General features: G+C 33.9%; 27 protein-coding genes and 1 other annotated feature. Of the genes, 25 read left to right on the forward strand and 2 right to left on the reverse strand.

What is annotated here, in order from left to right:
• The first annotated feature begins 16 nt into the window (after window positions 1–16).
• The 9 genes from hisC to LN736_RS12690 all read left to right on the forward strand — a co-directional run bounded on the left by hisC (window position 17) and on the right by LN736_RS12690 (window position 6,501).
• A complete protein-coding gene (gene hisC, locus LN736_RS12650; protein WP_179977212.1) occupies window positions 17–1,084 on the forward strand; it encodes a histidinol-phosphate transaminase in 1,068 nt (355 codons plus the stop codon).
• 3 nt (window positions 1,085–1,087) lie between these two features.
• Window positions 1,088–1,849 (forward strand): imidazole glycerol phosphate synthase subunit HisF, encoded by a 762-nt coding sequence (gene hisF / locus LN736_RS12655; protein ID WP_150358292.1) that lies wholly within the window; start codon window positions 1,088–1,090, stop codon window positions 1,847–1,849.
• A 20-nt stretch (window positions 1,850–1,869) separates the two neighbouring features.
• A complete protein-coding gene (gene hisI / locus LN736_RS12660) occupies window positions 1,870–2,199 on the forward strand; it encodes a phosphoribosyl-AMP cyclohydrolase (protein ID WP_150358293.1) in 330 nt (109 codons plus the stop codon).
• A gap of 21 nt (window positions 2,200–2,220) precedes the next feature.
• A complete protein-coding gene (gene hisE, locus LN736_RS12665) occupies window positions 2,221–2,556 on the forward strand; it encodes a phosphoribosyl-ATP diphosphatase (RefSeq protein ID WP_150358294.1) in 336 nt (111 codons plus the stop codon).
• Between the two features lie 359 nt (window positions 2,557–2,915).
• On the forward strand, window positions 2,916–3,284 hold the full coding sequence (locus tag LN736_RS12670; protein WP_229981664.1) for an HIRAN domain-containing protein: 369 nt from the start codon (window positions 2,916–2,918) through the stop codon (window positions 3,282–3,284).
• A 342-nt stretch (window positions 3,285–3,626) separates the two neighbouring features.
• Window positions 3,627–4,214, forward strand: coding sequence for a hypothetical protein (locus LN736_RS12675; RefSeq protein WP_150358296.1), 588 nt, complete (start codon window positions 3,627–3,629; stop codon window positions 4,212–4,214).
• 56 nt (window positions 4,215–4,270) lie between these two features.
• Window positions 4,271–5,188: an AEC family transporter gene (locus LN736_RS12680; protein WP_150358297.1), complete on the forward strand. Its 918-nt coding sequence runs from the start codon at window positions 4,271–4,273 to the stop codon at window positions 5,186–5,188.
• 21 nt (window positions 5,189–5,209) lie between these two features.
• Window positions 5,210–5,983, forward strand: coding sequence for a histidinol phosphate phosphatase (locus LN736_RS12685; RefSeq protein WP_179977215.1), 774 nt, complete (start codon window positions 5,210–5,212; stop codon window positions 5,981–5,983).
• A gap of 11 nt (window positions 5,984–5,994) precedes the next feature.
• Window positions 5,995–6,501, forward strand: coding sequence for a flavin reductase family protein (locus LN736_RS12690; RefSeq protein ID WP_150358299.1), 507 nt, complete (start codon window positions 5,995–5,997; stop codon window positions 6,499–6,501).
• A gap of 83 nt (window positions 6,502–6,584) precedes the next feature.
• Here the strand turns inward: LN736_RS12690 and LN736_RS12695 are convergent, their stop codons facing one another.
• Window positions 6,585–6,866, reverse strand: a complete 282-nt coding sequence (locus LN736_RS12695) for a metal-sensitive transcriptional regulator (protein WP_150358300.1) — start codon at window positions 6,864–6,866, stop codon at window positions 6,585–6,587.
• 69 nt (window positions 6,867–6,935) lie between these two features.
• The gene (locus LN736_RS12700) at window positions 6,936–8,807 is read right to left on the reverse strand and encodes a heavy metal translocating P-type ATPase (protein ID WP_150358301.1); all 1,872 of its coding nucleotides are present in this window, start codon (window positions 8,805–8,807) and stop codon (window positions 6,936–6,938) included.
• A 329-nt stretch (window positions 8,808–9,136) separates the two neighbouring features.
• On the opposite strand from LN736_RS12700, the gene LN736_RS12705 reads away from it, so the two are divergent.
• From LN736_RS12705 to sigK, 16 genes are all read left to right on the forward strand, one after another.
• On the forward strand, window positions 9,137–9,583 hold the full coding sequence (locus LN736_RS12705; RefSeq protein WP_150358302.1) for an RrF2 family transcriptional regulator: 447 nt from the start codon (window positions 9,137–9,139) through the stop codon (window positions 9,581–9,583).
• 90 nt (window positions 9,584–9,673) lie between these two features.
• Window positions 9,674–10,168, forward strand: a complete 495-nt coding sequence (locus LN736_RS12710) for a PRC-barrel domain-containing protein (RefSeq protein ID WP_150358220.1) — start codon at window positions 9,674–9,676, stop codon at window positions 10,166–10,168.
• Between the two features lie 39 nt (window positions 10,169–10,207).
• Complete coding sequence (locus LN736_RS12715; protein WP_150358221.1) at window positions 10,208–11,233, forward strand: AI-2E family transporter; 1,026 nt, start codon at window positions 10,208–10,210, stop codon at window positions 11,231–11,233.
• Window positions 11,234–11,294: 61 nt separating this feature from the next.
• Window positions 11,295–11,483 (forward strand) — a binding site (T-box leader).
• 71 nt (window positions 11,484–11,554) lie between these two features.
• On the forward strand, window positions 11,555–14,194 hold the full coding sequence (alaS, locus tag LN736_RS12720) for an alanine--tRNA ligase (RefSeq protein WP_150358222.1): 2,640 nt from the start codon (window positions 11,555–11,557) through the stop codon (window positions 14,192–14,194).
• 61 nt (window positions 14,195–14,255) lie between these two features.
• Entirely contained in the window at window positions 14,256–14,507 is a 252-nt protein-coding gene (locus LN736_RS12725) for an IreB family regulatory phosphoprotein (RefSeq protein WP_150358223.1), read from the forward strand.
• Window positions 14,508–14,568: 61 nt separating this feature from the next.
• On the forward strand, window positions 14,569–14,982 hold the full coding sequence (ruvX, locus tag LN736_RS12730; protein ID WP_150358224.1) for a Holliday junction resolvase RuvX: 414 nt from the start codon (window positions 14,569–14,571) through the stop codon (window positions 14,980–14,982).
• Window positions 14,983–15,028: 46 nt separating this feature from the next.
• A complete protein-coding gene (locus LN736_RS12735; RefSeq protein ID WP_150358225.1) occupies window positions 15,029–15,277 on the forward strand; it encodes a DUF1292 domain-containing protein in 249 nt (82 codons plus the stop codon).
• Between the two features lie 103 nt (window positions 15,278–15,380).
• Window positions 15,381–15,845 carry a Fur family transcriptional regulator gene (locus tag LN736_RS12740; protein ID WP_150358226.1) on the forward strand — a complete coding sequence of 155 codons (465 nt, stop codon included), beginning with the start codon at window positions 15,381–15,383 and terminating at the stop codon, window positions 15,843–15,845.
• A gap of 171 nt (window positions 15,846–16,016) precedes the next feature.
• Entirely contained in the window at window positions 16,017–17,684 is a 1,668-nt protein-coding gene (locus LN736_RS12745) for a ribonuclease J (RefSeq protein WP_150358227.1), read from the forward strand.
• Between the two features lie 32 nt (window positions 17,685–17,716).
• Window positions 17,717–18,085 carry a YlbF family regulator gene (locus LN736_RS12750; RefSeq protein ID WP_150358228.1) on the forward strand — a complete coding sequence of 123 codons (369 nt, stop codon included), beginning with the start codon at window positions 17,717–17,719 and terminating at the stop codon, window positions 18,083–18,085.
• A gap of 180 nt (window positions 18,086–18,265) precedes the next feature.
• A complete protein-coding gene (typA, locus tag LN736_RS12755; protein ID WP_150358229.1) occupies window positions 18,266–20,089 on the forward strand; it encodes a translational GTPase TypA in 1,824 nt (607 codons plus the stop codon).
• Window positions 20,090–20,104: 15 nt separating this feature from the next.
• Window positions 20,105–21,130 carry an endolytic transglycosylase MltG gene (gene mltG / locus LN736_RS12760; protein ID WP_150358230.1) on the forward strand — a complete coding sequence of 342 codons (1,026 nt, stop codon included), beginning with the start codon at window positions 20,105–20,107 and terminating at the stop codon, window positions 21,128–21,130.
• Between the two features lie 20 nt (window positions 21,131–21,150).
• Window positions 21,151–21,798 (forward strand): O-methyltransferase, encoded by a 648-nt coding sequence (locus tag LN736_RS12765; protein WP_179977216.1) that lies wholly within the window; start codon window positions 21,151–21,153, stop codon window positions 21,796–21,798.
• A 1-nt stretch (window position 21,799) separates the two neighbouring features.
• Window positions 21,800–23,023, forward strand: a complete 1,224-nt coding sequence (locus LN736_RS12770) for a peptidase U32 family protein (RefSeq protein WP_179977217.1) — start codon at window positions 21,800–21,802, stop codon at window positions 23,021–23,023.
• A gap of 81 nt (window positions 23,024–23,104) precedes the next feature.
• Complete coding sequence (locus LN736_RS12775) at window positions 23,105–24,769, forward strand: peptidoglycan D,D-transpeptidase FtsI family protein (RefSeq protein WP_150358233.1); 1,665 nt, start codon at window positions 23,105–23,107, stop codon at window positions 24,767–24,769.
• Between the two features lie 74 nt (window positions 24,770–24,843).
• Window positions 24,844–25,545, forward strand: coding sequence for an RNA polymerase sporulation sigma factor SigK (gene sigK / locus LN736_RS12780; RefSeq protein ID WP_150358234.1), 702 nt, complete (start codon window positions 24,844–24,846; stop codon window positions 25,543–25,545).
• Window positions 25,546–25,794 lie beyond the last annotated feature (249 nt).

The following is a 25,794-nucleotide window of genomic DNA, read 5'->3' on the forward strand; positions in this document are numbered from 1 at the left end:
TAGAAGGTGATAAGTCATGAGTAAATACTGGAGTAAAATTACAAGAAATGTAGAACCATATGTATGCGGTGAACAGCCTAAGGATAAAAAATATGTAAAATTAAATACCAATGAAAGTCCCTATGCGCCATCACCGAAGGTATTGAATGCCATAAGAAATGCAGCGGATGGAGACATTAGATTGTATCCAGATCCCAGCTGTGATAAATTGAGAGAAACTATTTCAAGTTATTACGGCTTGAATAAATCCCAGGTTTTTGTTGGTAACGGATCTGACGAAGTTTTGGCCATGTCGTTTTTAACATTCTTTGACAAAGATGAAGCTATAGTATTCCCGGATATAAGCTATAGTTTTTATCCGGTGTATGCCAATTTATACGGCATAAAGTGCAGATTGGCGGCATTGAATGAAGATTTTTCGATTCCAGTGGAAGAATTTTTGAAACCAAATGGAGGAATAGTGATTCCAAATCCAAATGCTCCCACGGGAAAGTGCCTTGAAACTGAAAGAATCAAGGAGATTTTGAAAAACAATGGGGATAAAGTAGTTATAATAGATGAAGCCTATGTGGATTTTGGAGGAAATTCCGTGATTGGTCTTATAAAGGATTATCCCAACCTGCTGGTAGTACGGACTTTATCCAAGTCCCGTTCGCTGGCTGGACTTCGGGTGGGATTTGCATTGGGTCAGGAAGAACTTATAGATGGACTCAATAGAATAAAAGATTCCTTTAATTCTTATACTGTAAACAGAGTTTCCAATGCAGCGGCAATAGCTGCCCTGGAGGATGAAGATTATTTTAAGAAATGTGTTGAGAAAATAATAAATACCAGAGAGTCAACGGTAAAAAAACTGAGGAAGCTGGGATTTAAGGTCGTACCTTCAAAGTCCAATTTCATATTTATAACCCATCCGCTATATGCCGCCAGAGAACTTTTTATGAAATTAAGAGAAAAAGGTGTTCTTGTAAGATATTTTGACAAAGATAGAATAGATAATTATATGAGGGTAAGCATAGGTTCAGATGAAGATATGGATATTTTTATAGAAAAGATCAGAGAAATTATTGGGAAGGGAGTGTAGGATTTGCTTACCAAAAGAATAGTACCCTGTCTGGATGTGAACATGGGCAAAGTTGTCAAGGGAATAAATTTTGTAGATTTACAGGATGTAGGAGATCCTGTGGAAATAGCTGAACACTATAACAGACAGGGAGCAGATGAAATAGTGTTTTTGGATATTACGGCTACTTATGAAAAAAGAAAGACCATAATAGATCTGGTGGAGAGGACAGCTGAAAAAGTATTTATTCCCCTTACAGTAGGAGGGGGAATATCCGGAATAGATGATTTTAAAAATATACTTAGGGCAGGAGCAGATAAAATTTCCATAAACTCTTCTGCCGTAAAAGATCCAAAATTGATATATGAAGCAGCAGATAAATTTGGTTCCCAATGTGTGGTGGTGGCAGTGGATGCAAAGAAGAGAGATAGCGGTGAGGGATGGGATGTATTTGTAGAAGGCGGCAGAAGAAATACTGGAATGGATGCTGTAGAATGGATTAGAAAGGCAGAGCATTTGGGAGCCGGGGAAATACTTTTGACAAGCATGGATGCAGATGGTACTAAGAAGGGATATGATATAGAACTTACCAAAACTGTATGCAAAACTGTGAATATTCCTGTAATAGCCTCCGGGGGATGCGGATCTCTAAAGGATTTTTACGATGTCTTTAATGATACAGGTGCAGATGCGGCTCTGGCGGCTTCACTGTTTCACTATGGAGAACTTACCGTAAGGGAGGTAAAACAGTATCTTAAGACAATGAACATTCCCGTTAGATTCTGAAGTTAAAAGGGTGATAATAAATGAATGCAGAGATTCTAAATAACATAGATTTTAAAAAAGCAGGAGGGCTTGTACCAGCGATTGTTCAGGATTTTGAAAATGGAGAAGTGCTTATGCTGGCGTATATGAATAGGGAGTCCTTAAATAAGACCGTTGAAACAGGCAAGACCTGGTTTTGGAGCAGATCCAGAAATAAGCTCTGGAATAAGGGCGAAACTTCAGGACATTATCAGTATGTAAAAAGTGTAAAACTGGATTGTGATTATGACACTATATTAATAGAAGTTAAACAAATAGGAGCAGCTTGTCATACGGGAAAAAGAAGCTGTTTTTATAGAAAATTATATTGAGAAAAAGGAGTGTGTATTTTAATGGAATTGCAAAAAATATTAGAGGAATTATGCGGTGTTATAGAAGACAGAAAAGAAAATCCCATAGAGGGTTCCTATACGAGTTATCTATTTAGAGAGGGAATTGACAAGATACTTAAAAAAGTGGGGGAAGAAGCTTCTGAAGTGATAATTGCCAGCAAGAATAATGATAAGCAGGAAGAGGTCTATGAAATATGTGATCTCGTATATCATCTTTTAGTTTTGATGTCAAATCAAAAGGTAGATCTTAAAGATATAACTGAAGAACTTGAAAAGAGAAGACAGAAAATATGTAATAAAAAACCTGAAAGAAAAATAATGGAAGGAATACATTAGTATTCTTCTGCCAGAGATTTTTATGCTCTGGCCTTTATTTATTATTAGAAAAGATATTTTACATTATTATAATTCAAAATTTAATTCCAATATGGTAAAGTATTTAAATATATTGAGTGGAACTTGCCTGCTTGATTATTATTCAAGAGATGAACTGTCAAAGAAGAATTTCAGATTTTATAAAACTATTGCTAAAAACATGACATTGTGATTACATAATTGTATAGGGTGATTTTTTATATTCCAGGCTTAGATGAACTTATTTAGAACATATTCAAATATCAATTTTAATGAATTTTCAATCGTATCTAAAATTATCAATTTGATATCTGTACTTTAGATTAAGGAGGGATGTTTATATGGAGGGAAATTATTTTATCACAATTACAGGGCTGAATCATTATTATGATAAAAGACCCTTTGAAGTTGGCCGTATACTGAAGATTGTAAAAGAACCTGAAAATGAATATGACCAAGAGGCAATACGTGTAGAACTTCCCTATATTGGCACGGTTGGTTATGTTGCCAACAGTCCCAGTACCGTTTTTAGGGGAACAGTTAGCTCTGGAAGGTTGTATGACTCTATAGGAGATTATGCCTATGCACAGGTTTGTTTTATCACCCATTCCAGTGTGATTGCACTTGTTCTATCACCGGATGAAGTGGGAGAAAATTTAAAAGAAGAAGAAATACAGGAAATGGTCGAAAAACTGAAGAAAATGAAATAAGGCGTAGAAAATATCTATTTCATCTCACACATGCTTGTCTCGTTTCTATTATTCTATTATGTATATTTTAGGCAGTAACAAATTTATCTAGCTTAATAAGTTAAAGCTTTTATCTATAACTTTTTTTGAATTCCACTTTATGATGTAAAATTATAAGGATATTTAATAGGAACTGCGTTCAAATTTTTTGTATAATGGATTATAATATTAAGGTAATATTTAAATATCAAAGTTCAGAACCCAAATATCAATTTTGGTGGATTCTAGGTCATACAGGAAATTATCATTATTTGATATTTGATATCTGCACTTTGTACTTTAAGATTGAAGGTGGGATATGAGATGGATAAATCTGAACTTTTGTCTGAACTGGTGGAGGTATCTGCCAGGCCTATATTTCAAGCAAAAAATTACTGGCATAAAAGTGTGTACAGCACGTTGGAAGCCAGGAGGAAAGCTGCAAAAGAAAGTGAAAATTATGCATTGGCTTTGAAAGCTGACATTGTATCCATAAAAAGGCTTTGGGAAAAACAGCTGAAAGTTATAGAAAAATGGGCAAGGGATGAAAAAATACCTGATACAGATGAAATTGGCAGGACTATAGAAAATATTGAAAGAGAATCTAAAACGGAAATAATGGGGAATAAGATAATTTTTGAAAATGAAGATAAATTAAATAGGGATGAGCTTGATTTTATAGAAAGATACAGTTCCATAGAAGATTTAAATGAAAGAATTGCATCTATGGAAGAGGATTATCTGTATTTCCGGATAAGAGATTATATAATTTTAAATTTATTTCAGTTTTTGGAGGAAAATAGAGAAATGGCACTTAGCATATTGAGTGGAAATGTCCCCCAAAATGTAGAGAAGATATCTGATTTAATCTGTAAACATGCGGATAGGTGCATGTATATTGATTTAGAATGAGATTGATTTAATATGAATTTTCACTTTTAAGGGAATAAAAATTAGGGGGAGCATTATTGGACGTTAAGGTAGTAAATGAAGTAATAATATTATCACTTATGATGATGGTGGGGGTGTTTGCGAGAAAAAAAGATATAATAACTAAAGAGACGGTGGGAAGTCTATCGGATTTTTTACTGAAGGTAACTCTGCCGGCTATGGTGCTGACTTCTTTTAATTATAGTTATTCGGAAAAAATGGTAAAAAATGCAGAAGATATATTTATATATGCTGCAATCCTTCAGATAGGCCTTATACTTTTTAGCAAATTGTTGACCTTTAAAAACAAGGATAATGCTAAAAAGGTCTTGAGATTTATAATTATATTTTCCAACAGCGGGTTCATGGGATATCCTGTTCTGGAAGGCATATTCGGGAAAATAGGTATATTTTATGCAGCTATATTCAACATACCATACAATATTTTTATGTTTAGTGTGGGAATTATGATATATACTGAAAAAAGTGACTTAAAGACAACAAAAGAGGTGGTTTTAAATCCGGCAATAATTGCAACAGTAATTGGTTTTTTGATGTTTTTATTTTCTATAAAAATGCCATATACTTTATATACTGCGGCAAGTGCGGTGGGAGCTATGACTACTCCACTTTCGATGATCTTAGTTGGAGCTATGCTGGCGGAAGTAAAATTGAAGGATATATTTTCAGGAGTTTTAGTGTATTATGGATGTTTTTTAAGGCTGATATTAGTACCTATTTTTACAGTTTTACTGTTGAAAATATTACATACAGATAATTTGATAATTCAGATATGTGCTATAATTGAAGCCATGCCTGCGGCAGTTGTAGCTTCTGTATTTGCACAGAAATACAGAGCAGATACAGAACTGGCAGCCAGAATTATATTCATGAGCACCATAATGTCGATGTTCACCATTCCAGCAGTGACATTGTTTCTAAAATATATAATTTAAAAGTTTATAGGAGATGGTATATTGTTTGATACACATGTACATACTACTTTTTCTACGGATTCAGACATGAAGATAGAATCTGCTGAGAAATATGCGGAGGAAAATTGTGTGTCCCTTATAATAACTGAGCATATGGATATCAATTTTCCTAAAAAGGGTTTGTTCTGCTTTGACGTAAATAGATACTTCCAGGAATATTTCAAGTGGAGAAAGGATGATTTGCTTCTGGGGATAGAGCTTGGAATGAAAGAGGACTGTGTAAAAGAGAGTAAAAAGCTTATAGAGGACAATTCGTTTGATTATGTAATAGGCTCCATACATCTAATTGACAATATGGATTTATATTATCCTGATTATTATAAAGGAAAGACCAAAAAGGAAGCTTATCTCAAGTATCTCCAGGTTATGTTCGATAATCTGAATTATTTTGACTTTATAGATAGTTTGGGACACATTGATTACATAGCCAGATATGCCAAATATGAGGACAGTGAGTTGTATTACAACAGCTTTTCGGATATAATAGATGAGATATTAAAAAGACTTATAGAAAAAGGAATATGTCTGGAGCTAAATACCAGAAGACTTGGCAATTACAGTTCAATAAAAAGTATGATTGATATATACAGAAGGTTTGAAGAACTGGGAGGAAAGTACATAACTGTAGGATCTGATGCCCATGATCCTTCTGCTATAGGAATAAATTTTAAAGATGCAGTGGAAATTGCTGAACTCTGCAATCTAAAAATTGTATATTTTAAAAATAGGTCGAAGGAATATGATAAAAACTTATAGGAGGGTTAATTATGGAATTTACACATAATATGGAGCAGACTATTGAGAGTATAGGAAAAGGAAGAGCTTTTCTAACAAGTAAGTACGATGATAGAATAAATACCATGACTATAGGATGGGGGAGTATTGGTATTATATGGAGGAAACCTGTTTTTACTGTCCTTGTGAGAGAATCCAGGTATACAAGAGAATTCATAGAAAAAAGTGGAAATTTTACTGTAAGTGTATGTTTTGATGACAGCATGAAAAAAGCATTTTCAATATGCGGGACAAAATCAGGAAGAGATATAGACAAATTTAAAGAGTGCAATTTGAAAGCAGTTCCGGGTAAAAGCGTGAGCAGCCCTGTAATGGGTGGATGTAATATATATTATGAATGCAAGGTTGTATATAAAAGGGATATGGATAAAAAGTTTTTATCTGAAGATGTGGATTCAGATTGCTACGGCGGCAGTAATACAGGGGATTATCATACAATTTATTATGGAGAAATAGTAAATTGTTATGAAGCACAATAAGCCTGAAAATAGTTTAACAGTGCAGCCATAAGAAGTTTTCAACTGTAACTTCTTATGGCTGCACTGAGTTTTCCGTTGAATTTTTAAATCATCTTTGTATATTGATTTAAAGCACGTTTCAGGCTGTCGATTTGAGGTTCTCTGTCTTTACTGCGAAGTGCGTCAAGAACACAGTGATCGAGATGATCTTCTAATACAATTTGGCTGATTTTTTGTAAAGCTGCTTTTGCAGAATTGAGCTGAATAATAATTTCGTCACAGGGTTTGTCATTTTCCAGCATCTTGCATATGCCATTTAACTGCCCCTGAATTCTATTGATTCTCTGACATAGTTTCTTTATATCGTGATGTTGATAATCAGGCATGAGATCCACTCCTTTTAAATTATACTATAAAAATTATAGCAAAAATGCAAATTTTAATTTTGAAGATAATCAACTGATCTCCTCTTTATATGTGAGCAGCAGGGCGGAGTTTACAACTACAAATACTGAACCGCAGTTATGAACAAGTGCTGCTGTCACAGGATTTAAAATGCCAAAGCCCGCGAGGATAATGGCGAAAAAGTTGATGCACATGGAGATGATGATGTTAAAAATAATGCGGCTCCTGGTTTTACGACAGAGCCTTATTAAAAAGGGAAGCTTGCTTATATCGTCGCTCATCAAAGCGATATCTGCGGCTTCAATGGCCACATCTGAGCCTATGGCACCCATGACAATACCTACAGAAGCTGTGGCTAAAGCTGGGGCGTCATTTACTCCATCTCCCAGCATGCCTACAGAATACCCCTCTTCTATTAATTTTTTTATTGTAGCGGATTTGTCTCCAGGAAGCTGGGAAGCAAATATGTCTGTCATGTTTATGGATTGTCCAATAGAATTGGCAACGGTTTGATTGTCTCCTGTTAGCATGATCATATGTGATATACCAGCTTTTTTTAAATCTGAAATTGTGCTTTTAGCCTCTTTTCGAAGAGTATCTGCAATGGTTATAATTCCTGCAATTTTTCCATCTAAAGCAACGGGTAAAACGGTCTTTCCATATTTTTGAGTCTGTTCAATAAACTCCAAGGCTCTTGGAGAACTATTTATAAGCTCTTGTCCAATAATTTTCATACCGATTGAGAGTTTGTGCCCACAAATTGTTGCAGAAATACCTTTCCCAGCCTCCATTGCAAAGGATTCAGGATCCTCTGGAGTAATGTTATGACTTTGGCTGTATGCAACAACGGCTTTTCCCAATGGATGTTCAGAAAATTTTTCTGTACTGGCAATCAGTTTTATAAAATCTGTCTTACTTATATTTTGGTCAAATATTACAATATCCTCTACTTGAAGTTTGCCATAAGTAAGTGTTCCTGTTTTATCCATAACTATGGTATCGAGTTTTGCGGCAGTTTCTACTGCAGAACCTGATTTAATAAGTATTCCCTTTTTTGTGGCATTTCCAATTGCAGCCATTATGGCAGTAGGAGTGGCAAGTATCAGTGAGCAGGGGCAAAAGACAACCAATGCTGTAACTGCTCTGTGAATATCCTTTGTAATAATCAAGATCAATATAGAGCAGCCCAGGGCAATCGGGACGAGAATACGGGCCCATTTATCTGCAATACGGACGATGGGTGCCTTGTTTTCTTCAGCTTGTTTTACTAGATGGATCATCTTTTTAAGGGAGGAGTCATCACCTACATTGATGGCTTTAATTTCTATAGCACCCTGTTGGTTTATGGTACCCTGATATACTTCATCTCCAGCTGTTTTGTCAACGGGAACGGATTCACCGGTCATGATTGATTGGTCAATTGAAGTGTTTCCACTGAGTATTCTGCCGTCAACGGGAATAGACTCACCGGGACGAACTAAGAGAATATCACCCTTTTTAACTTCTGATACCAATATTTCTCTATCACCGTTTAAACTGTGCAGACATGCTTTTTGAGGTGTGAGTTTTATAAGTGACTGCAGGCTTTTATGAGATCTATCTGCTGTAACATCCTCTAACACTGTGCCCAGCTGCATGATGAAAGCGACTTCTCCGGCAGCAAAATATTGGCCTATTATAAGTGCAGCTATTAGTGCAATTGCCACTAGAAGATCAGCGGTAACATCAAATTCTGTAATCAGTCCTTTGGTGGCCCCAAAAACTATGGGAATTCCACTTATGATAATGGCGATCCAGGCTGCATCAAAGGGTAATTGCGGAATCAATTTAAAAAAACTTATAATTAAAACTATTCCTGATAGTATTGTTAGACATAATGTACGAAATTCTTCTTTCTCTCGAAACTTATCAATAACATACATAATGAAGTTCCACCTTTCTTTTGATCAATTTACGATTAATGAAGATTTTTTTTTGGCCGTACTGAGAGTCCACTGAATTTTATGTTGGAACTGTGATATTTAAATATGCCATATGCCCCTATGTGGTATATGATCATTTTAGAAAAAATTATCCTCTTTGTCAACTACAGTCAGCCATCAACTACATGTAGAAATTATTTGGATGAATTTAATCCGTCAGTTTAGTAGACAAAAATACTTGAAGTTTATAGTTGACAATTTTACTCTGATTTGATAATATAAAAAATATAATAGGTAAAGTATTTAAAAAGTAGATGGGAAGTGGTTACTTGAAATTATCTACAAAAGGAAGATATGGTGTAAAAGCTATGGTGGATTTAGCTATTCACTATAGTGAGGAACCTTCATCTATAAAGAGTATATCAGAAAGACAAAACATATCGGAATATTATTTAGAACAGTTATTTTCCAGTTTGAGAAAATCCAATTTGATCAAGAGTATAAGGGGAGCACAAGGTGGATATATTTTAAATAGAGAACCTAAAGATATAACAATAGCTGATATAATGGGAGTATTGGAGGGTCCTGTAGAAATTTCAGATTGTATAGATGAAAATAGTGAAAGTTCTTGCAGCAGGATAGATTGTTGTGCTACCAGACTTTTATGGAGCAAAATTAAGGAGAGCATAGATCAGGTTATGAAATTTACTACTTTGCAGGATATGGTAGATGATTATAATCAAATGATACAGCAGAAGAATAAAAGAAATAAATAGATAATCTATTAAAATATAACTTCTAAAAGTTATATTTTTTTATTTTTTTGGATAAAATAAGAATATTATTTTTAAACTAAAGGTGATATTTTGTATAGAACTATGGATTTTATATTTAAAGATGTAATAGACCTTTCTGGAAAAATGCTGGGATTTATAAGTGATATAATATTGGATTTTAACGGCAAAAAAATAGATGGATTTATAATAACTCCTAATAACATATTTAAAAAAACTTTGAATGTCAATATAGAAAATGTGGTAAATTTTACTTCTGTAATAGTTGTAACTGCTGTGAGTAGAGGGAAATGCCTTCAATTTGAAGATATAAAGAATATGGATGTGGTGAATGAGAGAGGTGAGCTGATTGGAATGGTTGAAGATATTTTATTTGACAGAGAGAAATTTTCCATAAGGGCTCTCATATTGTCCACTGGATTTATAAATAATTTTATAAAAGGCAAAAAAGTTCTGCTTATAAATGATTTGATATTGGGGGACAAAAATTTGTTATACAGAGGTAAAAATCGAAATCTCGAATTTTTCAATTCAGCCCATAAATTATTAAAAAAAGAGAAAAGCTAGGTATTGTAAATTAAAGAAGAATTATGGAAGATGATGCGGATGAATATTTATAAAAAAAGCAGTATTAGATATATCACTGTGGCGGTTATAACAGCGGCATTGATTGTATTTATCATTATGAGTTCTCTATTGAGAGAGCTTATATGTTTAATCTTTATATCTTTTTTAATAGCATATACGCTGAGGCCGATATATAATTCCATGTTAAATAGGGGAATTAACGGAAGAGTGGGAGCTTTTTTTTTGATAAGCTTATTGATTCTGCTTATAGTAGGTGTCTTTGCAATTCTCATACCTTCTTTGTTTAGAGAAAGTTTGAATTTTAACTCTGCTGCAGAAAGAATTCAAAATATGGTAGATAATTTTTATGTGAAATTAAAACCGATTCGCGATAACAAAACTATTTATTCACTGATAAACAGTTTAAATAGTAAAATAGACAGTGGAATTGTAAATATATTCAATAAAATGTTTGATTTTATAATTTATATAGGACAAAATTTATTATCTGTAATAGTCATACCTATAATAGCTTATTATTTCTTAGCAGACGGGGAGTATATAAATGGAAAGATTCTGTCTATATTTCCAATGGACAGCAGAAATGTAATTGAAAAGATGTGCTGTCATGCAGATAAAATATTGGGTAGATATATAATGAGCCAGCTCATTTTAAGCGGGCTTGTGGGTATAGCCACATTTTTTATTTTAGTGAGTTTAAAGGTGGATTTTCCCATTATATTGTCCATATTAAATGCATTTTTTAATATAATTCCATATTTTGGGCCTATATTTGGAGCGCTGCCAGCTGTAGTTATAGCTCTTATAGAATCTCCCAGGGCAGCACTGTGGACTGCAGTATGGTTATATGTATTGCAGCAGATAGAAGGCAATATGCTGTCTCCAAAAGTTACAGGGGACAGTGTAAGTATGCATCCTCTAGTAATAATACTTCTTTTAATAGTCGGAGGAAAAGCAGCGGGATTTATCGGAATGGTACTGGCAGTGCCCATAGGGGTTATAGTTAAAATAATGTATGAAGATTTAAACTACTATTTATTTTGATTTAATCGATAAATATTGACATAAGTGTGCATTTAACTTATAATTTGTATCATAATCGAATGATGAAGTGATGAATAGAAGGAGTAGGTATTTTCTTATATTAAAGAGAGGAAGTGGAAGGTGAAAACTTCCTGTAGGATATATTGAAGCTGTCTAGGAACTTGTATTATGTTGTTTAAGAGATATAGATTGTATTTTGAATATCTATATAATTAGGGTGGTACCGCGAAGAGAATCTTTCGTCCCTTAGGGGAATGAGGGATTCTTATTATTTTAAACGTGGATTAAATATGATATTGAAGTTGAAAGGGAGAGATATATATGGAAAAATTAGGGTTGAATCAAATTAGGGAATTGTACTTGAAATTTTTCGAAGGAAAAGGACATTTGAGAATGCACAGTTTTTCATTAGTTCCTAAAAATGATAAGAGTTTACTTTTGATTAACGCTGGTATGGCGCCGCTTAAACCATATTTTACAGGGCTTAAAATACCGCCTCGGAAAAGAGTTACTACCTGTCAAAAGTGTATAAGAACGGGGGATATTGAGAATGTAGGTAAGACTTCACGCCACGGCACTTTTTTTGAAATGCTGGGAAATTTTTCTTTTGGGGACTATTTTAAAAAAGAGATAATTCCATGGGCCTGGGAATTTACTACTGAAGTTTTGAAGCTGCCAAAGGATAGATTATATGTTACAATATACTTAGATGATGATGAGGCCTATGATATATGGGTAAAGGATACCGATATAGATAGTTCAAGAATTTTTAGACTTGGCAAGGAAGATAATTTTTGGGAACACGGTGTAGGTCCCTGCGGACCCTGTTCTGAAATTCACTATGATAGAGGAGAGGGAAAGATAGATACAGTAGAAGAATTTGTGAAAGCAGGGGATAATGATCGGGTACTGGAATTTTGGAATTTAGTGTTTACTCAATTTGACAGGGATGAACAGGGGAATTATAATAGACTTCCAAAGCCTAATATAGATACGGGTATGGGGCTTGAAAGAATGGCAGTTATAATGCAGGATAAAGAAAGTATATTTGAGGTAGATACTATAAAAGCTATATTAAAAGAAGTAAGTGATATGTCCTGTAATTCCTATGGTAAAGATAAAAATAGTGATATATCTATCAGAGTGATAACAGATCACATAAGAAGCATTGTATTTATGGTGAGCGATGGAATACTTCCTTCTAATGAAGGGCGCGGATATGTACTCAGAAGACTTTTGAGAAGGGCAGCAAAACATGGCAGATCTCTTGGAATTAAAGGTTCTTTTCTATATAAACTTTCTAAATCTGTGATAGATAATTCTTATGAAGGCTATCCCGAATTGAGAGAAAGGGAGGATTATATAAGAAAGATAATAAAGATTGAAGAGGAAAGGTTTGCCGTGACAATAGATGGTGGGATTCAGATTTTAAATGAATTTATATCCCAATTGAAAGAGAATGACAGCTCAGTATTAGATGGGGATAAGGTATTTAAATTATATGATACTTATGGTTTCCCTGTAGAGCTTACTGAAGAGATATTGGAAGAAAACAACATGACTGCAGATTTGGAAGGCTTTAATGAAAACATGGAAAATCAACGAAACATGGCAAGAGCCGCCAGGATGGAAACAAATTATATGGGTGCAGAAGATACCATATTGAATAAAATTCCCATGGAGGTTAATACTGTATTTGAAGGTTATGATAAACTGAAGTCAAAATCTAAAGTCAAAATCATGATGAAGGATGAAGAGTTTGTATCTCATTTAAGCGAAGGAGAAGAGGGAGTTATAGTAGTTGAAAATACACCTTTTTATGCTGAAATGGGTGGACAGGTAGGAGATAGTGGAATCATATACAATGATGATTTTAAAGGTGAAGTGTTAGACTGTAAAAATAATGTGGCAGGTAAAATACTCCATTTTATAAGGGTGAATTCAGGCGGCTTGAGTTTGGATGACGATGTTGTTTTGAGTGTGAATGAGAATAGAAGAAATAGCATAAGAAAAAACCACACTGCAACTCATATATTAGATGAAACCCTGAAGAGGGTTTTGGGAGAACAGGTACACCAATCTGGTTCCTATGTGGATGAACACAGATTGAGGTTTGATTTCAATTATTTTGAGCCTCTGAGCAGTGATACATTGAGGAAAATTGAAGATATGGTCAATAAGAATATAATGGCAGTTCATCAGGTGAAAACTGCTGAGATGCCTTTGGAAGAAGCTAAAAAAAGCGGGGCAATAGCACTTTTTGACAGTAAATATAAGGATAAAGTAAGGGTAGTTTCTGTGGGAAATTTCAGCAGTGAACTCTGTGGTGGAACTCATGTAAATAATTCTGGTGAAATAGGATTGTTTAAGATAATATCTGAAACTGGAATAGCTGCCGGCATTAGGAGAATAGAGGCTGTTACCGGCGAAAGTGCAATAAAATATCTGAACTTGAGAGATGATATGTTAAAGGAAATATCGGGTAAATTGAAATGTTCTGAGAAGGAAATAATTCATAAATTGGATCTGCAATTCAATGAACTGAAGGCAGCTGAGAGGGAAATTCAGCAATTGAAGTCAAAATTGGCAGGTAATGCGGAAACTGATATTCTGGATGGAATGAAAATAATTGGAAAAACGAAGCTTTTTACAGGGGTGTTAAAAGAAGTTGATGCCAGTGCACTTAGGGAACTGGGAGATAAGTTTAGAAATAAGTATGACAACTGTTTAGTGGTATTGGGAAGTAGTGTAAAGGGAAAAGTTCAACTCATAGCTATGGCAACTGAAGAGGCAGTGAAAAGTGGTATTCACTGTGGAAAGATAATAAAGGAGGTTGCGGCTGTCACTGGAGGAAGTGGAGGAGGAAGACCGGATATGGCACAAGCCGGAGGAAAATTACCTGAAAAATTAGAAGAAGCTATAGGAAAATGCAGTATAATTATGGAAAAAAAAGTTAGATAGTATACATTTTATGAAATATGTTTTATAATAGATCTATTAGAATGTTAGCGGGGTGATATATATGGGCAAGGACAATACTATTCAGTTTGACATTTCTGAGAGTAAGAAAGCACTGACAAAAGAGATATTAACTGAAGTTTATGATTCGCTAATTAAAAAGGGATACAATCCGGTAAATCAGCTGGTAGGATATTTGATTTCAGGGGATCCAACTTATATAACAAATTATAATGGAGCAAGGTCATTGGTGAGGAAACTTGAGAGAGATGAGATACTTGAGGAAGTTTTGAAAGTCTATTTAGATATAAAATAAAAATGTCCTTTTAGGGCATTTTTATTTTAAATGTGAGCATAATATTGAGGAGAGTGAAAATTTGAGAATACTGGGACTGGATATAGGGGATAGAACTATAGGTGTTGCACTCAGTGATCCATTGGGATTTACAGCACAGGGAGTTACTACTATAAAGAGAAGGGGAATGGAAAAGGATATTGATGAGCTGAGATCTGTTTGTGAAAAATATGGTGTAGAATTAATTGTCTCCGGACTTCCTAAAAATATGAATGGAACACTTGGTCCCCAGAGTGAGAAAGTGATGGATTTTTGCAAAAGAATAGAGAAGCTTATAAAATTACCCGTAAAAATGTGGGATGAAAGATTAACTACCGTGGCAGCAAATAGAGCCATGTTAGAGGGAGATCTCTCCAGGGCAAAGAGAAAAAAGATAGTAGATAAAATGGCTGCTGTATATATTTTGCAGGGGTATTTGGACAGTATTTCGAAATGATTTATTTTGATAAAGCTAATTCTTTGAATAAAGGGGAAAAAATTGAATGGGAGAAAATATCAGAAACTTAATACTGGAGGATGAAGATGGCAAAAAAGTTCAATTTGAAGTGATTACCAAATTGGATATAGAAGATAGAGAGTATGTAATTGTAATGCCTGAAGAGTGTAGAGAATCAGAGGAAGCCATAGTGCTTAAGATAATAGAAGATGAAAATGGCGAGGAAATTTTTGCAACGTTGGAAGATGAAGATGAATTTAACCAGGTTTCAGAAGTATATGAAACTTTGTTTTAATGTTAATTGATTTTCAATTGACAATATTTTTCTGTTATATTAGACTTAAAATAGAAAAGTTTTTGTGGGTGTTTTAAAATTTAAGTTGAAATGGGGTATAGTTATGTCAAAGCTTTCCTCTTCAGAAATAGAGAGATTAAAAAATAGCCTGAAGGAAAAAGGGTATAAGCTTACACCTCAAAGGAGGGCTATAGTTGATATTATAATAAGAAATGAAGGACAGCATCTTACAACGGAAGAAATATATGATCAAGTTAGAAGTGAGTGTCCTGAAATTGGTTTAGCTACAGTTTATAGAACTGTACAACTTTTAGATGAGATAGGAGTTATATGTAAATTGGACTTGGATGATGGATGCAATAGATATGAAATAATACACAAGGAAGAAAATCACCAGCATCATCATTTGATATGTAATAAATGTTCAAAAATAATTGAGGTGACGGATGATCTTTTGGAACCCCTTGAGAGGGAAATAGAAAAGAAATATGATTTTAAAATTTTAAATCACAGTTTAAAATTTTATGGAATATGCAGTGACTGTAAAAAGTCCGGCAAATACAAGTAAAATTGCAATTTGTAATTTTTATATTTTATGAAAGAGTTATTTGACATAGGATGCGGATAGGGTACGTTTTTAATTTGATATTCATATTGTTTTAACATAACTTGTTCATAAGATATTTATTACCAAGTTGTAAAAATATTAAAATAAATTAAATAAGGAGGGAAGATTTTATTGCGAAAAGAAAGAGATAAGGTAAAAATTATTCCATTAGGCGGACTAAGTGAAATAGGAAAAAATATTACAGTAATAGAATACAAAGATGAGATAATAGTGATTGACTGCGGGATGGAGTTTCCAAGTGAAGAGATGTTAGGAATAGATATAGTCATACCCGATACAACTTATCTTAAAAAGAACATAGATAAGGTAAAAGGCATATTTTTAACTCATGGACATGAAGACCACATAGGGGCACTGCCGTATGTATTGAAAGAGATCAATGTACCTGTATATGGGAGCAAATTGACGTTGGGGATTGTTGATTCAAAATTAAAGGAACACGGTTTAAGTGGATCAGTGGATTTAAAGTGCATAAAAGCAGGTGACGTAATTAAGTTAAATAGAATGTCCGTGGAATTTATAAGAACCAGTCACAGTATAGCCGATTCCATGGCTATTGCAGTATATACCCCGGTGGGTATAATACTTCATACTGGTGATTTCAAGGTGGATTATACACCTATTGATGGCAGCGTAATTGATCTGGCTAGATTTGCAGAACTTGGGAAAAGGGGAGTAACTGTTATGCTGGCAGACAGCACTAACGTGGAAAGACCTGGATATACTATGTCGGAGAGGACGGTAGGACAGACCTTTCAAAAATTTTTTGCTGTGGCAAAAAGTAGAATAATAGTTGCCACTTTTGCATCTAATATTCACAGGATACAACAGGTAATTACTGCTGCTGAAAAATATGACAGGAAAGTGGCTGTTTCAGGTAGAAGTATGGAAAATATAATGGAAGTAGCTATGAATTTGGGATATATAAATATTAGGAAAAATACTCTTATAAATGTAGACAATATAAATAAATATCCCGGAAACAAGATAGTTATAATAACTACTGGAAGTCAGGGTGAACCTATGTCAGCACTTTCTAGAATGGCAGCTTCTGAGCATAAAAAAATAAGTATTATTCCAGGGGACACAATAATAATTTCAGCAAATCCCATACCTGGAAATGAAAAATTGGTGTCAAGGGTGATAAATCAATTGTTTAAAAAGGGAGCAGAGGTAATATATGAAGCTCTGGCGGATGTTCATGTATCAGGGCATGCCTGCCAAGAAGAATTGAAACTTATGCATACTCTTGTAAAACCCAAATTTTTTATACCTGTACATGGAGAATACAGACACCTAAAACAGCATGCAGATTTAGCGATGAATCTTGGACTTAACCCCAATAACATAATCATAGCAGACAATGGGGATGTTATAGAAGTTTCCAGAGATTCCATAAGAAAAAATGGAACAGTGGTATCGGGACAGGTATTTGTAGATGGCTTGGGAGTTGGAGATGTGGGGAATATAGTCTTAAGGGATAGAAGACATCTTTCTCAGGACGGAATACTTACAGTGGTTATTACTATTGAAAAAGAAACGGGTACCGTCATTGCAGGACCTGATATAATATCCAGAGGTTTTGTGTATGTTCGGGAATCAGAAGATCTAATGGAAGAGGCAAGGGAACTTGTTCGTGGTGCTTTAAAGGATTGCGAGGAAAAACATATTACAGAATGGTCAAGCATAAAATCCAATGTAAAAGAAGTACTTAGATCATTTCTCTACGAGAAGACGAAGAGAAAACCCATGATATTGCCAATAATCATGGAAATATAATATTGTATTAAAAATTAGGAGAGTATTTGATAATGAATATATATGATAGAACAAGAGAATTTGCAGAAGAGCTTAAAACATGTGATGAAGTAGTTGATCTTCAAAGATTGAGTCAAAGAATAAAAAACAATGAAGATTATACAAGAATATTGAGTGATTTTAGAAAAATACAAGTGGAGGCCTATTCGCAGCAAGTTCAAAATGGAAAGATCTCAGAAGAGATTATGGAAAAGTTTAAAAATATGGGCTCTGTGATTTCTGCTAATCCTCCTGTAAATGAATATATACAGGCAGAACAAAAATTCAGTGTAATGTGGCAGGACATATTAAAGATATTAAATGATGCCATAGGGGTAGATTTTTCTTTTGGAAAAGATAAAAATAAAGTTAATGTGCACTGAAAACCGTTAACTTAAGCATTATAAAGTTGACTTTTTAATACTATGATATTAGAATAAATATGGCAGCTCTAAATTGGATACAAAAAAGGTATCCAATTTTTTTGAGTGCTTATCCAATTCACAATGAATTTTGATATTTGAATATATTCCATAGGTTAAAAATAAATTGGAGGAGTAATAATGAATTTATTTACAAGAAATGATATAAGAAATGTGGCAATAATTGCACATGTAGATCATGGCAAAACTACATTAGTAGACGCATTATTAAAACAGAGCAATATATTTAGGGCAAATGAAAAAGTGGAAGAGAGGGTTATGGATTCAAATGCTATTGAAAGAGAGAGAGGAATTACCATACTTTCAAAAAATACTTCCGTAACTCATAAGGGGATTAAGATCAATATTGTAGATACACCAGGCCATGCAGATTTTGGCGGTGAGGTAGAACGTGTACTTGAGATGGTAGATAGTGTTCTATTGGTGGTAGATGCTGCTGAAGGCCCAATGCCGCAGACAAAATTTGTTTTAAAAAAGGCATTGGAATTAAAACTAAAACCAATAGTTGTAATAAACAAAATAGATAAACCAGATGCAAGACCATCTGAGGTTTTAGACGAAGTATTTGATCTGTTTATAGAGTTGGGGGCCAGTGACGAACAACTGGATTTCAGTGTGGTCTATTGTTCGGCAAAGGCGGGATTTGCTAAAAAGGAGATGGAGGATAAATCCACTAACATGGAACCTCTTTTCGATACTATAATAAAAAATGTTCCAGCACCTCAGGGATATCTGGATATGCCCCTTCAACTTCTAGTAACGACTATAGATCACAATGAATATGTAGGAAGAATAGGTGTTGGAAAGATAACGAGGGGTAGCATAAAGAAAAATGAACAAGTTGCTCTCATAAGAAAGGGAAATAAAATAGAAAATGTGAAGGTGTCAAATCTATATGTATATGATGGATTAAAAAAGGAAGAAGTAGAAGAGGCCAAACTGGGAGATATAGTTGCAGTTTCAGGAATTCCCGACATAAATATAGGTGAGACTATAGCTGATGCTTTAAATCCGGAAGCACTTCCTTTTGTAGATATAGATGAACCTACGCTGACTATGAATTTCATGGTAAATGATTCTCCATTTGCTGGTAGAGAAGGAGATTTTGTGACATCAAGGCATTTAAGAGACAGACTTATGAGAGAATTGGAGACTAATGTAGCCCTTAGGGTGGAAGAAACTGATTCACCAGACTGTTTTAAGGTAAGTGGAAGAGGAGAACTTCACCTCTCAGTTTTGATAGAAACCATGAGAAGGGAGGGTTATGAATTTCAAGTTTCCAAACCAACAGTGATATTTAAAGAAAAAGATGGAAAAAGATTAGAACCTATTGAATACCTCACTATAGACGTACCTGAAGAATTTATGGGAGTGGTTATGGAAAAACTGGGTCCGAGAAAAGCTGAAATGGTAAATATGACTTCAGCTGTAAATGGATATACCAGATTGGAATTTAGGATACCCGCCAGAGGATTGATTGGGTTTAGGAGTGAATTTATGACTGATACTAAGGGCAACGGTATAATGAACCATGTATTGGACGGATATGAAGAGTACAAGGGTGAGATACCCGGCAGGACAAGAGGCTCCCTGGTAGTATTTGAACCTGGAGTATCTATAACTTATGGACTTTTTAATGCTCAAGAGAGAGGAACACTATTTATAGGACCTGGAGTAGAAGTATATGAGGGTATGATAGCTGGTGAGTGTTCAAGACCGGAGGATATAGAGGTAAATGTATGCAAGAAAAAGCATCTGTCAAATACCAGATCCTCAGGAGCTGATGAAGCGCTGAAATTAGTGCCCGTGACGGAAATGACTCTGGAAAAGTCGCTGGAATTTATAGCACCGGATGAATTGGTAGAAATTACTCCCAAGAGTATAAGAATGAGAAAGAAAATATTGAATACGGATCTCAGGAAAAAGGCCATGAGAAGAAAATAGGAAGGATTGTTTACAGTGAAAAGACACTTAAAAAAAAGTATTTTTTTACTTTGTAGTGTGGCTTTAGTTTTATTAATTGCCGGTGTCTTGTATTATTTCATTCAAAATACAAGATACCCATTTAAAACAAACGGAAAAAAGATAAATTTTCAGATAAAACAAGGGGAAAGGTTAGAGCAGGTTATAGATAATCTGAGCAGCAGTAAATTAGTAAAAAATCCACTTTTGATAAAATGGTATACAAAAAGGCATTTTGAAAATGGCCTGTTAAAACCTGGAAAGTATTCCTTTTCTAAAGGTATAAGCTTGAGTAATTTTGTACTCTATGTGGAAAGGGGAATTAGGGATGATAGACCTGTAAAAGTTATAATACCTGAAGGATATGATATAGAGCAGATAGGAAATTTACTGGAGAAAAAGGGGATAATAAGCAGCTCGAATTTTATAAAAAGCTGCAGGGAGTATAAACTGCCTGATTTTGTGAAGAAAGATTCAAAAAGAAGGTATGCCCTGGAAGGGTATTTATTTCCGGATACCTATGATTTTCTCAAAGGAAGCAGCGGAGATTATATAATTGAAGTGATGCTAAATAGATTTTCTGATGTCCTGGATAAAGTACAGGAGGATACAGGAAAACATTTAAACATTCAAGAAATGGATAAAATCATAACCATGGCTTCTATAGTTGAAAGAGAAGTGAAAAAACCCGAGGAGAGGGGAAAGGCAGCTTCTGTATTTTACAATAGATTAAAAAGGAATATGAAGCTTCAGTCCTGTGCTACAGTATTGTATGCACTGAATGTGCACAAGGATAAGGTGTATTATAAAGATTTACAAGTAGACTCCCCGTATAACACTTATAAAGTAAATGGACTTCCTGAGGGGCCTATATCCAATCCAGGAAAGGGCTGTATAATAGCGGCTATAAATCCTGAAAAAACAAATTATCTTTATTTTGTTTCTGAAAATAATGGAACTCATTTTTTTACAGATAGTAATGAAAAGTTTTTGGAGGTCAAAAAAACTACTCAGGGTGAATGACCGACCTTTTGGAGGAAGATATGAGTGAAGTTGAACATGAATATATAAAAGAATATATAACGTCCTTAATAGGAAGTCATAGTGGAATATTAAAGGAAATAGAGGAGTATGCATCTGAAAATTCCATACCGATAGTGCATAGAGAGATGGCAAGATTTTTAGAGCTTATGATAAATATGAAAAGACCATCTAGGGTTCTTGAACTTGGAACTGCTGTTGGATATTCTGCCATTTTAATGAGTCTCAGTTCCCATAAAAAAAATCATATAACCACTATTGAAAGGGACAAAAATATGGTTGAAATTGCTAGAAAAAATATAAAAAGATATAATTTTGAACAATATATAGATGTTATTGAGGGAGATTGTATGGAAATACTTAAGAATATTAGAGAAAAATTTGATCTTATATTCATTGATGCCGGAAAGGCACATTACAATCATTTTTTACCCTACTGTTTAAAACTTTTAGACGAAGAAGGCGTAATAGTGGCAGATAATGTATTGTTCAGGGGAATGGTGGCTTCTGATGAATTAGTAAAGAGAAGAAAAATAACCATAGTCAAGAGAATGAGAGAATACTTAAAAATTGTATCTGATGACAATAAATTTATAACTTCAATTATACCTATGGGAGATGGTATTGCTGTTACTATGAGGAGGAATTGAGATGAATAAAAAGCCGGAGTTATTGGCACCTGCGGGCAATTTGGAAAAGCTGAAAACTGCCGTGGATTTTGGAGCGGATGCAGTCTATTTAGGAGGAAATAAGCTTAATCTTAGAGCATTTGCAGACAATTTTACGGATGAAGAACTTATAGAAGGTATGAAATATGTTCATGAAAGGGAAAAGAAGGCATTTATAACTGTCAATGTATTTCCACATAATGCTGATCTAGAGGGATTGGAAGGTTACCTAAAGAAATTGTATAAATTGGATGTAGACGGGATAATTGTGTCAGATCCAGGGATAATAATGGCTGCCAGGAAAATCGTGCCGAATCTGGAGCTGCATCTAAGTACTCAGAGTAATAATGTGAATTGGATGTCTGCTATATTTTGGTATAGACAGGGTATAAAGAGAATAGTTCTTGCCAGGGAACTTTCGCTTGAAGAAATAAAAGAGATAAGGCAGCATTTACCAGAAGATTGTGAAATAGAGGCTTTTGTTCATGGAGCCATGTGTATGGCCTATTCGGGAAGATGCATGCTTTCAAATTATATGACAGGAAGAGATTCCAATAGGGGGCAGTGTGCCCAGCCTTGCAGATATAAATACTATCTTATGGAAGAGAAGAGGCCGGGAGAATACTTTCCTGTATTTGAAGATAACAGGGGGAACTATATTTTAAATTCGAAAGATCTCTGTATGATAGAACATATTCCAGAATTAGTAGAAGCGGGCATAAATTCATTTAAGATAGAGGGAAGAATGAAAAGTGCATATTATGTAGCTACTGTAGTTAAAGCCTATAGAAGGGCTATGGATTCCTATTTTGAAAACCCTGATACATATGTATTTGAGGAGAAATGGCTGAAGGATTTGATGAAAGCCAGTCATAGAAAATATTTTACAGGATTCTATTTTGAAGATAAAGACAGCCAAATTTTCGAAAATTCATCTTATATAAGAAATTATGATATAGTTGGCTTAGTTAAAGATTATGATAAGCACGATAATACCGTGGTTATAGAACAGAGGAATAAAGTATACAGTGGAGATATGGTGGAAGTATTAAGGCCTATAGGAGACAGTTTTAAAGTATATCTAAAAGATATGAGAGATGAAAATGGGGAGAAAATAGAATCAGCTCCTGTTGCCCAGATGATATTTACTGCAGTAGTGGATAGAATATTGGAAAAGGGAGATATGCTTATAAAAGCTAAACTATAAGTTACAACCTGGTAAAATTATATCCAGGTGAATAAAATACCTTATTTTGGATAGAAATTAGTCTAGATGAGGTGTTTTTTTATGTTAAAGATAAACAGGCATATAATACAAAAAAGACAATATATTTTATTTTTCATAATTATTTTAGCGTTTTCCCTGCTGTATTTTAAAATAATAAAACTTCAGTATTTTGGAAGTAGTAAATTGAGTGTAATGGCAGATTCACAATATTCCTATAAAGAGGATTTAACCGATGTAAATTATATGTTATATGATTGCCATGGGAAACAATTTATGAGTTATGATAAAAAATATTATGTGGTTATATCGCCAGAAGTATTTTTGAAAGATAATGAAAATGTGGATTCAGAGAAGATGCTCACTTTAATTTATACTCTTAGAAATTATGACAGTGATTACGATATATCTAAAGCTGGAGTATTGAATAAAAGTGAGAAATTATATTATGAGGTGGATGTAAACACCTACAATAAGTTAAAGAATATAACTGGAATAAATGGAGTCTATACGTATGTTTATTCTCCTTTAAATAAAGCTGGTATATGGAGTATAGGAAATTTACTTCTAAATCCTAAGAGAACTGAGAATAACCAAATTAAAAATAAAAATTCCTTAGAAATGCAGATATATGAGAAGACAAAAGACAATAATAAACCTGAGGTCGTATTTGAAAGGGATGTAGATGGAAAGATAATAAATAAAAAAGTGAATTATCCTGAAAACAATGTAAATGTGAGATTGACTGTAGATAAAAGTATACAGGACAAAATAAAAGAAATATTAAATGAGGGAAAAAATAAAGAATTTAGTCAGATAGGTGTGGTTTTGATGGAGGCGGATACGGGAAAAATAAAGGCACTTGTACAGAAAGATGACAGTAAACCAAATGTAAATATAGGTGCTGCCACTAATCATGGATTTTTTCCCGGCTCCATATTTAAAGTTATAGTAGAAGAGGCAGGACTTGATAAAAATATCATAAATGTAAATGACAAATTTACCTGCAAAGGACTGTATGAGGTAGAAGATGAGGCAAATCATGGCACACTGACTCCAGGAGAAGCACTGACTGTATCCTGCAATGATGTGTTTGCCCAGATAGGGGAAAAGGTGGGATTTAATAATTTTTATGACAATGCAAAAAGTCAGGGATTATTTCAAACAGTTTTAAATTTAGATGGTGAGAAATCAGGACTGTTTGAGGTAAAAAATCCAAGTTATGCCGACGGAAGCTTATCCCTTGCATCTATAGGGCAAAATATTAGGATAACTCCGATAGAAGCTATCAGCATACCAAATACGGTGGTAAATGGTGGAGTATATGTAAAGCCGTATATATTAGATGCCTATGTGGATGATAAAAATAGTAATATAGAAAAATTGAATACCACAAGTAGTTCCGTTATAAAAAAATCAACAGCTGAGGAAATGAAAGAACAGATGATAAATGTAGTGAAAAATGGTACAGGAAAATCTGCACATGTAGATGACATGGAAGTTGGAGGAAAAACGGGAAGCACCCAGCGAATAGAGCTGACCGGTAAAAATAAGACAGCAGAGGAACATTCAGATGGATGGTTTGTAGGATTTTTTAAGTATAATGGCAAGTACTATTCTATGGTTGTTTTTGTGAAGGATATAGATAAAAATAATGAAAGCGGTGGGAATACTGCTGCCCCAATATTTAGGGATATAGTTTCAAACATACAACAATATCTAAATTAAATTTTATTTATATATGCACTTTTTGAAAAAGCTGCTCATAGTATATTAATAAGCACTATTAGGAGGAGCAGCTGGTGTTTATAACAAATTACTTATTAGATATTATTGGGAATGTAGTATTTATGACGGCTTATGTTACAAATAATAATTCATTTCCACAACCTCTAAGTGATGATGAAGAAGCATATTATTTAAGAAAGTTAAAAGAAGGGGATCTACTTGCTAAAAGCATTTTAGTGGAGAGAAATTTGAGGTTGGTAGCACATATTGTAAAGAAGTATTCTTATCCAGGAAAAGAAGTAGATGACTTAATCTCTATTGGAACTGTAGGATTGATCAAGGCGATAGATTCTTTTGATGCATCCAAGGGGACTAGGTTAGCAACATATGCGGCAAAATGTATAGAAAACGAAATATTGATGCTTATAAGAAATAATAAGAAAATTAGAAATGAAGTGTATTTACAAGATCCAATAGGTGTGGATAAAGAGGGAAATGAAATATCTTTGATGGATGTGCTTAGCAGTGATGAAAATTCTATAATTGAAATTGTAGAACAGAAAATACAGGTGAAAAAATTATATTCTAAGATAAATACATGTTTGTCTCAAAGAGAAAAGAGTGTTGTAGAAATGAGATATGGGCTTTTAGAGGGGAAGCCCAGAACTCAAAGAGAAATAGCAAAAATACTTGGCATATCCAGATCTTATGTATCTAGAATCGAAAAAAAAGCGTTAAAAAAATTATACAAGGAATTAAATTATTGGACAAAATGATTTTTATATTGAACTTGTAAATTTTTAATAAATTCCATGGTATATGTTATCGTTGTATTTTGAACTATAAGAAATTTAATAAATATGTAATAGTATGCACATGGAATTTATGGCATTTTTAGATTATTTTAATTTTAAATGTATGATTCAGCCTGTAAATTCAGTAAATAATTTTTATTAAAATAAAAATATATATAAAAGTTAAATAATAGATGACGAATATAGATAGGGGAGGATTTGCATAAAATA

The sequence above is a fragment of the Clostridium aromativorans genome, assembly GCF_020908015.1.
GTDB classification, from domain to species: domain Bacteria; phylum Bacillota; class Clostridia; order Clostridiales; family Clostridiaceae; genus Clostridium_B; species Clostridium_B aromativorans.

Excerpts from the sequence above, each read along its gene's own strand:
- LN736_RS12750 (WP_150358228.1), top strand. The coding sequence starts at position 17,717 with ATGAATATATATGATAGAACAAGAGAATTTGCAGAAGAGCTTAAAACA.
- LN736_RS12715 (WP_150358221.1), top strand. The coding sequence starts at position 10,208 with ATGAATATTTATAAAAAAAGCAGTATTAGATATATCACTGTGGCGGTT.
- LN736_RS12670 (WP_229981664.1), top strand. The coding sequence starts at position 2,916 with ATGGAGGGAAATTATTTTATCACAATTACAGGGCTGAATCATTATTAT.
- LN736_RS12735 (WP_150358225.1), top strand. The coding sequence starts at position 15,029 with ATGGGAGAAAATATCAGAAACTTAATACTGGAGGATGAAGATGGCAAA.
- LN736_RS12700 (WP_150358301.1), bottom strand. The coding sequence starts at position 8,807 with ATGTATGTTATTGATAAGTTTCGAGAGAAAGAAGAATTTCGTACATTA.
- hisC (WP_179977212.1), top strand. The coding sequence starts at position 17 with ATGAGTAAATACTGGAGTAAAATTACAAGAAATGTAGAACCATATGTA.
- LN736_RS12725 (WP_150358223.1), top strand. The coding sequence starts at position 14,256 with ATGGGCAAGGACAATACTATTCAGTTTGACATTTCTGAGAGTAAGAAA.
- LN736_RS12690 (WP_150358299.1), top strand. The coding sequence starts at position 5,995 with ATGGAATTTACACATAATATGGAGCAGACTATTGAGAGTATAGGAAAA.
- LN736_RS12765 (WP_179977216.1), top strand. The coding sequence starts at position 21,151 with ATGAGTGAAGTTGAACATGAATATATAAAAGAATATATAACGTCCTTA.
- LN736_RS12740 (WP_150358226.1), top strand. The coding sequence starts at position 15,381 with ATGTCAAAGCTTTCCTCTTCAGAAATAGAGAGATTAAAAAATAGCCTG.
- LN736_RS12695 (WP_150358300.1), bottom strand. The coding sequence starts at position 6,866 with ATGCCTGATTATCAACATCACGATATAAAGAAACTATGTCAGAGAATC.
- hisE (WP_150358294.1), top strand. The coding sequence starts at position 2,221 with ATGGAATTGCAAAAAATATTAGAGGAATTATGCGGTGTTATAGAAGAC.
- alaS (WP_150358222.1), top strand. The coding sequence starts at position 11,555 with ATGGAAAAATTAGGGTTGAATCAAATTAGGGAATTGTACTTGAAATTT.
- LN736_RS12675 (WP_150358296.1), top strand. The coding sequence starts at position 3,627 with ATGGATAAATCTGAACTTTTGTCTGAACTGGTGGAGGTATCTGCCAGG.
- LN736_RS12770 (WP_179977217.1), top strand. The coding sequence starts at position 21,800 with ATGAATAAAAAGCCGGAGTTATTGGCACCTGCGGGCAATTTGGAAAAG.
- hisI (WP_150358293.1), top strand. The coding sequence starts at position 1,870 with ATGAATGCAGAGATTCTAAATAACATAGATTTTAAAAAAGCAGGAGGG.
- LN736_RS12775 (WP_150358233.1), top strand. The coding sequence starts at position 23,105 with ATGTTAAAGATAAACAGGCATATAATACAAAAAAGACAATATATTTTA.
- typA (WP_150358229.1), top strand. The coding sequence starts at position 18,266 with ATGAATTTATTTACAAGAAATGATATAAGAAATGTGGCAATAATTGCA.